This window comes from Streptomyces sp. SID5785 (assembly GCF_009870065.1).
Lineage (GTDB): Bacteria > Actinomycetota > Actinomycetes > Streptomycetales > Streptomycetaceae > Streptomyces.
The window spans coordinates 1-6323 of record NZ_WWIA01000169.1; the positions used below are offsets into that span (position 1 = coordinate 1).

The window sequence follows — 6323 nt, forward strand, 5'->3', positions numbered from 1 at the left end:
TCGTAGTACTGGGCTCCCGACACGCTGGCGATCGGCTTGACGGGGTTGTCGCCGAGCTGGAGGTAGTACTCGTCCGTCAGGTTGATGCTCTTGTACGTGGCCGGCTTGGGGTCGGGACGCTTGGCACCTCCGCCGCCCTTCGCCGAGCCGCCGGAACTGCTCGACCCGCCGGACGAGGACGACGACTGGTCGCCCTTGCCCTCGTCGGGAAGCAGCGCGCCGATGACCCCGAGCACCACGAACACGCCGACGACGGACAGGGCGATGATGAGGCCGGTCCGCTTCTTCGGGGGCGGCGGCATGACCCCGTACGGGCGCGGCCCGCCGGGGTAGGGAGCACCCATGGGCACGCGCGTCCCGGGCGGAACCGGGCCCCGGTAGCCCGGCATGGGCGTCGGGTGCGGGTGCGGGGGCCGGGTGCCGTGCGCGACGGGCGGCGGGGTCTGGCCGAAGGCGGTCGGCGCGAACGGCGACGGACCGGCGGTCGTCGGCGCGTGCGGGACGGCGCCGTGCACGGGCGGCGGCGTGGCGGCGGCCTGGGTCGGCGCGTGCGAGACCGGGCCGGCGCCGGGCGGCGGGGTGTGCGGAGCCTGGGTGGGCGGGTAGGGAGGCTGCCCCGCGACGGGCGGCGGCGTCGCGGCACCCGAGGTGGGCGGCGGCGTCTGCGCGGGCGCCGGCATCTGCGAGCGGTCGACGAGCGCGGTCGCGAACGACTGGGGCAGCCAGTCCTCGCCCTGCCGCAGCGGGGTCGGCGACACCTCGTGGCACAGCTCGATGACCTCGGCCAGCGACGGCCGGTCGGCCGGGTCACGGGCCAGGCAGCGGGACACGAGCGGGCGCAGCTCGTCGGGCAGCCGGCTCAGGTCGGGGTCCTCGTGGACGATCCGGTACAGCACCGCGTGCGAGGCGCCCTCGCCGTAGGCGGGCGAGCCGATGGCCGCGAAGGCGGCGATCTGGCCGAGCGCGAAGATGTCCGTGGCGGGGCTGACGGTGCCGGACATCGCCTGCTCCGGGGCCATGAAGGCCGGGGTGCCGACGGTGACGCCACTGCTGGTCAGCGAGGTGGCGTCGGCGGCGCGGGCGATGCCGAAGTCGATGACGCGCGGCCCGTCGCCGGCCAGCAGGACGTTGCCCGGCTTCAGGTCGCGGTGCACGATGCCGGCACCGTGGATGATCTGCAGGGCCTCGGCGACGCCGACGGTGAGCAGCAGGGTGCTGCGGACCGGCAGGGCGCCGTGCTCGGCGACCGCACCGGCGAGGGAGGGGCCCGGCACGTAGGCGGTGGCGAGCCACGGCGGACTGCCCTGGGTGTCGCAGTCGATGACCGGCGCGGTGTAGAGGCCCTGGACGCGCTGCGCGGCCTGCACCTCCTGCTCGAAGCGGCGCCGGAACCCGGCGTCCTCACTGAACTCGGGCCGGATGACCTTCAGGGCGAGCGGGCGGCCGCCGGGCGTGTACGAGAGGTACACCTTGCCCATGCCGCCCGCGCCGAGCACGGCCACCACCCGGTAGCCGCCCACCACGGCCGGGTCATCGGGCTGAAGTGGCTGGAACGGACTCTGCGGTGTCGTCATCGCGACACATCCCCCTTTTTTGCGGACAGCACCGGCTGCCTGGTGCCCGAAAGACCTGGGGAGCGTACCGAATGACGGGGCGGGTGCGAGCCACCGCGGAGCGTCGACCCGGCGTGCCCTCACAACCCCCGCACAACGCGAAGTGCCGGTCGAGACGTATCTCGACCGGCACTCTCCGGTGTCCGAGGGGGGACTTGAACCCCCACGCCCGATAAAGGGCACTAGCACCTCAAGCTAGCGCGTCTGCCATTCCGCCACCCGGACAAGGTGTCTGCCGCTGGTCGCGGGGTGTTCCCCGCGGCGACATGGACAACAATACCAAGGTTTCGGAGCGCCTTTCACCTGCATATCCGTGCGGCCGGGCACCACCGCCTACAGTCTCACCATGAGTGACACGACGATCGCACAGCGTCGAGCAAAGGTGCGCCGACCTCGGATGTTGTCGCCGCTTCGGGAGCATCTGCGGGACACGTTCTGGTTCGCCCCGACCGCGGCGATGGTGCTGGTGTGCCTGGTGTGGCTGCTGGCGGCGGAGCTGGACGACGTGATCCTCCACGGCCTCCAGGACCAGGGCGAGTACGACGCGGTCGGGGATCTGATCGCCCTCGCGGACGACGCGAAGACGATCGTGACCACGATCAGCTCCGCGATGATGACCTTCATCGGCGTCGTGTTCAGCATCTCGCTGGTGGCCGTGCAGATGTCGGCCGGGCAGCAGACGCCCCGCGTCGTGCGGCTCTTCGTGCGCAGCCGCATCACGAAGGCGACCTTCGCGGTCTTCCTCGCGACGTTCCTGCTGTCGCTGCTGGTCCTCACCTCCTACGACAGCGACCAGGAGCCGCGGCACGTGAGCTCCGTGCCGTTCCTCCAGGCCCTGCTGACGCTCGCCATGGTCGGGCTGAGCCTCCTGCTCTTCGTGATGTACGTGAACTCGACGCTGCGCATGCTCCGTGTCGGGCACGTCGTCGACCGGGTCACGGCCGAGGCCTTCCGCGTCGTGTCCCGGATGCCGTACGTGGAGCACGGCGCCGCGGCACTCGACCCCGAGGAAGGGCTCGGGCCCGAGACGGGCCGCGTGACCTACGCCGGGCGCGCCGGGGTGCTGCGCGACGTGAACATCGCGCAGCTCGTCCGGGTCGCCCGGCGGCAGGGCGCCGTCCTGCGGGTCGTGCCCCGGATCGGCGACTTCGTGGTGCCGGGCACACCGCTGCTCGCCGTGCACGGCGGCCGGGCGCCGTCGCCGCGTGCGCTGCGCCGGTGCGTGTCGGTGGGCGTGGAGCGCACGTTCCACCAGGACCTCGGGTTCGGCCTGCGGGTCCTGGCGGACATCGCGCTGCGCGCCCTGTCGGCGGCGGTGAACGATCCGACGACCGCCGTCCAGGCCCTCGACCGCATCGTGCAGTTCCTGGCCGCCCTGGGTCCGCGGCCCCTTCTGTCACCGCGGTACACGGACCGCCGGGGTGCCGTCCGGCTCGTCCAGTCGGTGCCCCGGTGGGACGAGCTGGTGGACCTCGCGTTCACCGAGATCCGCGCCTGCGCCGCCGGGAACCCGCAGGTCGTCCGGCGGATGTTCGCCGCGTTCGACGACCTCCTCTCTCTCGTGCCGCCGCAGCGCCGTGAGCCGCTGCTCCGGCACCGTGAGCTCCTGGTGCAGTCGGTGGAGCGCACCGTGCCCGGCGCCGCCGACCGTTCCTTCACCCTTCAGCCCGACCGACAGGGCATCGGTTGATCCCCGACGGTGCTGATCACCTCCGGGCGGGTCGGGCGCCCTGGGTCTCCGCAGCGGGGGCGCCCGGGTCGACCGGGGCGCTCCGGGCCGGCCGCCGTCAGGGCATCAGGTGGTACTCCGGGAAGTTCCCCGGCAGCCGCTCACCGGCCGGCCCCTCGGTCACGGCCCGGACCAGTAGCTCGCCGCCGACGAACGCCCCGCGCCAGGAGGCCCCGAACCCGCCGAACAGCTCGTCGCGGTCACCGCGCGAACGGGCCTTTCCGTGCCCGACCTTGAAGGCACGGATCTGGGGGGCGAGCCGCGCGAAGGTCGCCGGGTCGTCCGTGGAGAGCGTCGCCACGAGCGCCCCGTTCGACGCGTTCATGGCGGCCAGCAGCTCCGCCTCGGTGTCGACCAGGACGATCGAGTCGACCGGGCCGAACGGCTCCGCGTGGTGCAGCGGCGAGGACGGCGGCGGCCCGAGCAGCGTCACGGGGTGGACATAGGCGCTCGTGTCCTGGCCGGGCAGGAACCGGCCCGGGTCCGCGGCCGCCCGGTGCAGCGGCACGGCTCCGCGGTCGATCGCCTCGCCGACCTGGTCGGTGAGCTCCTTGGCCTTCGCCGCGTTGATCAACGGCCCGAAGTCGAGGTCCGGGTAGGGGTCGGACGGGTCCGCGACCGCGAGGGGATGACCGACGCGCAGCGTGCGTACCGCGGGCAGGTACGCGGCGAGGAACGCGTCGAACGCCTCACGCTGGACGACGAAGCGGGGGTAGGCGGTGCAGCGCTGCTTCCCGTAGTCGAACAGCTTGGGGATCGCGGCCGTCAGGCCGTCCCAGTCCGTGTGGTTCCAGATGCCCCAGGTGTTGAGTCCTTCCTGCTCGAGGATGTGCCGCTTGCCGAGGTCGGCGACGGCCGTCGCGACGGCCGCCCCCGTGTCGCGCCCGCCGACGAAGGAGACGCAGCCGATCTCCGGCGCCCTGACGAGCGCCTCGGACAACTGCCCTCCGCTGCCGCTGACGAGGGTGACGGGGACCCCCTCGCGGGCGGCGAGGGCGCAGGCCAGGGTGAGACAGGCGACGCCGCCGTCGGTCGGGGTCTTGGCGATCACCGCATTGCCCGCGAGGGCCTGTACCAACACTGCGTGAACGAGCACGCTCATCGGGTAGTTCCAGCTCGCGATGTTGGACACCGGGCCGGGCAGCGGTGTGCGGTCGCCGAGCATGCCGTCGATCCCGTCGACGTACCAGCGCACGCCGTCGATGGCGCGGTCGACGTCGGCCGTGGCCAGCCGCCAGGGCTTGCCGATCTCCCAGACGAGGAGGAGCGCGAGCAGTTCCCGGTGCTCGGTGAGGGCGTCGAGCGTGGCGGCGATGCGGGCCCGGCGCTCCGGCAGGGGCACATGCCGCCAGGCGCGGTGCCGGTCGAGTGCGGCACGCACGGCCCGGTGCGCGGTCCCGGCGTCGAGGCGCGGCGGACCGGCGATGGGGCTGCCGTCGACAGGGGTGGTCGCGGGCAGGGGGCGCCCGTCGGCCTGCCAGGTGCCGTCCCAGAGGTTGAGGACGCGGTCGTCACGGAAGGCCTCGGGGGCGACGGCGAGGCAGCGCCGCCAGGCGTCGTCCCAGGAGGTTCCGGCCTTGAGGGTGGTGGGGACTGTGGGCGTGGTGAGGGTGGTGGTGGCCATTCTTCGGTCTCCGCTCACGGTGCACGGTCGGGGCGGGGGACGTCTCATGGCGTGCGGGCGAGACATCGCGGGGCGGGGTGCGCCCGGCACCCGTGATCGCGCTGGTGCGCGGGGTGCCGGGCGCGGTCGGCGGGGGAACAGTGGACGCCGGGAGGATCGGCGGTCGCCGGAGGATCGGTGGACGGCGCCGCCGCAGGCGGGCTACTCCAGATGCTCGAGTCGGTCGAGGACGAGCCGCGCGGTCTCCGTGGGCGTCGCGCCGACCCGCACGCCCACCGCTTCCAGCGCCGCCTTCTTCGCCCGGGCGGTGCCGGACGAACCGGAGACGATGGCTCCCGCGTGGCCCATGGTCTTGCCCTCGGGCGCGGTGAACCCGGCGATGTAGGCGACGACGGGCTTGGTCACATGATCACGCACGTACGCCGCGGCCCGTTCCTCCGCGTCTCCGCCGATCTCTCCGATCAGGACGACGAGTTCGGTCTCCGGGTCGTTCTCGAAGGCTTCGAGGCAGTCGATGTGCGTCGTGCCGATCACGGGGTCGCCGCCGATCCCGACGCACGTGGTGAAGCCGATGTCGCGCAGCTCGTACATGAGTTGGTAGGTGAGGGTGCCCGACTTGGAGACGAGGCCGATGCGGCCGGGCTTGGTGATGTCCGCCGGGATGATGCCGGCGTTGGACTGTCCGGGGCTGATCAGGCCGGGGCAGTTGGGGCCGATGACCCGGGTGCCGCGGCGCTTCGCGTGGGCGTGGAAGGCGACGGCGTCGTGGACGGGGATGCCCTCGGTGATGACGACCGCGAGCGGGATGCCCGCGTCGGCCGCCTCGACGACCGCGGCCTTGGCGAAGGCGGGCGGCACGAAGACGACGCTGACGTCGGCACCCGTGGCGCTCATGCCCTCGGCGACGCTGCCGAAGACGGGGACGGCGCGGTCGTCGAGGTCGACGGTGCGGCCCGCCTTGCGGGGGTTGACCCCGCCGACGACGTCGGTGCCCGCGGCCAGCATCCGGCGGGTGTGCTTCATTCCCTCGGCCCCGGTCATGCCCTGGACGAGGACCTTGCTCTCTTTGGTGAGGTAGACGGCCATGTCCGTGCTCCTTAGTGATGTCCTGACGGCGGGGTGATCACGGTGAGACGGCCAGGTCGGCGGCGCGCCGGGCGGCGCCGTCCATGGTGGTGGCCTGCTGGACGAGGGGATGGGCGCGTGCGTCGAGGACGGCGCGGCCGCGCGCGGCGTTGTTGCCGTCGAGCCGGACGACGAGGGGTTTGGTCAGGGTGACGTCGTCGAGGGCCTTCACGATGCCGTCGGCGACGGCGTCGCAGGCGGTGATGCCGCCGAAGACGTTGACGAACACGGA

The 6323-nt window shown here is 73.0% G+C and carries 4 protein-coding genes, 1 tRNA gene and 1 pseudogene; 1 reads left to right on the forward strand and 5 read right to left on the reverse strand.

The annotated features are described in order from the left end of the window. Together GTW43_RS05015 and GTW43_RS05020 are read right to left on the reverse strand one after the other, a co-directional pair. Positions 1 to 1574: serine/threonine-protein kinase (locus tag GTW43_RS05015; protein ID WP_161300398.1), on the reverse strand; the 1574-nt coding region annotated here is incomplete at its 3' end. Between the two features lie 179 nt (positions 1575 to 1753). After that, positions 1754 to 1838, reverse strand: a tRNA-Leu gene (locus GTW43_RS05020). Positions 1839 to 1959: 121 nt separating this feature from the next. Here GTW43_RS05020 and GTW43_RS05025 point away from each other — a divergent pair. Beyond that, positions 1960 to 3303, forward strand: coding sequence for a DUF2254 domain-containing protein (locus GTW43_RS05025; RefSeq protein WP_161300399.1), 1344 nt, complete (start codon positions 1960 to 1962; stop codon positions 3301 to 3303). 97 nt (positions 3304 to 3400) lie between these two features. Here the strand turns inward: GTW43_RS05025 and GTW43_RS05030 are convergent, their stop codons facing one another. The 3 genes and pseudogenes from GTW43_RS05030 to GTW43_RS05040 all read right to left on the reverse strand — a co-directional run. Next, positions 3401 to 4966, reverse strand: a complete 1566-nt coding sequence (locus tag GTW43_RS05030; protein ID WP_161300400.1) for an aldehyde dehydrogenase family protein — start codon at positions 4964 to 4966, stop codon at positions 3401 to 3403. Positions 4967 to 5167: 201 nt separating this feature from the next. Next, on the reverse strand, positions 5168 to 6052 hold the full coding sequence (gene sucD / locus GTW43_RS05035; RefSeq protein ID WP_161300401.1) for a succinate--CoA ligase subunit alpha: 885 nt from the start codon (positions 6050 to 6052) through the stop codon (positions 5168 to 5170). Between the two features lie 37 nt (positions 6053 to 6089). Beyond that, positions 6090 to 6323, reverse strand: a pseudogene (locus GTW43_RS05040) (succinate--CoA ligase subunit beta); the annotation flags it as partial.

Excerpts from the sequence above, each read along its gene's own strand:
- GTW43_RS05030 (WP_161300400.1), bottom strand. The coding sequence starts at position 4,966 with ATGGCCACCACCACCCTCACCACGCCCACAGTCCCCACCACCCTCAAG.
- GTW43_RS05025 (WP_161300399.1), top strand. The coding sequence starts at position 1,960 with ATGAGTGACACGACGATCGCACAGCGTCGAGCAAAGGTGCGCCGACCT.
- sucD (WP_161300401.1), bottom strand. The coding sequence starts at position 6,052 with ATGGCCGTCTACCTCACCAAAGAGAGCAAGGTCCTCGTCCAGGGCATG.